This window comes from Rufibacter sp. XAAS-G3-1 (assembly GCF_013623775.1).
In the GTDB taxonomy this organism is placed as follows: Bacteria; Bacteroidota; Bacteroidia; order Cytophagales; family Hymenobacteraceae; genus Nibribacter.
The window spans coordinates 1-979 of the sequence record NZ_JABFAM010000043.1 but is presented as its reverse complement, the minus strand read 5'-3'; the positions used below and the strand labels follow the sequence as shown (position 1 = coordinate 979).

Sequence of the window (979 nt, the reverse complement as noted above, 5' to 3'; positions counted from 1 at the left end):
ACGTTAGAGCTAATTTTAAAAATAATATAATGAAGTACTATTCAGAATTTACAACAAAATATGTACAAGATATTTGTGACGCATTGACAGAGGTTGGTATTGTACGAAAAGGAACTCAGGACGACTTTACGCCAGATGACTTTGAAACCTTGACTGATTTTTTGCAAAATTATGTTGTGATGCCTTTAGAATTATATACTATTTTAAATAGTAGAGGCTTAGTGAATAGAGGCAGGTGTCCTTATACTGGAGAGACTATAGACCGTTCTTCACCCAGCTGGACTTGGATGAATAATAGACAAGTCTATGTTTCAAATGCTGGATTAGCAATTATGAAATCAGAAGATGATGCTGATTTTGAAAAAGTTATGGGACGTCCTGCACCTCCAAGAAATTCAACTGGAAAAACAGGTTGTTATATTGCTACTGTGTGCTATGAAAGCGAATACGCTCCTGAAGTTATCAATTTGAAAAAATATCGCGATACCATTTTGCAAAAATCAATCTTAGGCAAAGCATTTGTCAAGCTATACTATTTCATGTCACCAACAATTGCAAATTGGCTAAAGGATAAGAAAACTATCAATAGTTTCATTAGGATTTACATTCTGGACTTAATTGTTACAAGGATTTCAAAAAAATAAATAAACTCAAAATAATAAACTCAATGGTAATATTAGGAATTATAGTTATCGCGTTAGGCATAATTATTGGCGGTAACATTATGAAAAAAGGAGAAGAGAATAGCAAAATGGTTATTTCTAAAGGGCCAAAAGGCATAGGCTGTGGTTTTGTTGTTGGACTGGCTATTATAGGTTTAGGAATTTATCTAATTGCATCATAAATTTTTTTCAATCTTTTTTATTTAAGATTCTATTATTAGTAATTTTTAGGTGTAATAAAAAAAACTAAGCTCTAACACTGTATAAAAACCATGCTTCGGCCGACGGCCTAGCACGTTGTTTATACGAGACCGTTG

General features: G+C 32.7%; 2 protein-coding genes. Both read left to right on the top strand.

What is annotated here, in order from left to right:
- The coding region (locus HHO50_RS20910; protein WP_219921622.1) for a CFI-box-CTERM domain-containing protein at positions 1 to 644 on the top strand (644 nt) is incomplete at its 5' end.
- Positions 645 to 667: 23 nt separating this feature from the next.
- Positions 668 to 844 carry a hypothetical protein gene (locus HHO50_RS20905; RefSeq protein WP_181309089.1) on the top strand — a complete coding sequence of 59 codons (177 nt, stop codon included), beginning with the start codon at positions 668 to 670 and terminating at the stop codon, positions 842 to 844.
- The last annotated feature ends 135 nt before the right edge of the window (positions 845 to 979 follow it).

What these genes read in the sequence shown, in the direction of transcription:
- HHO50_RS20905 (WP_181309089.1), top strand. Translation starts at nt 668, where the DNA reads ATGGTAATATTAGGAATTATAGTTATCGCGTTAGGCATAATTATTGGC.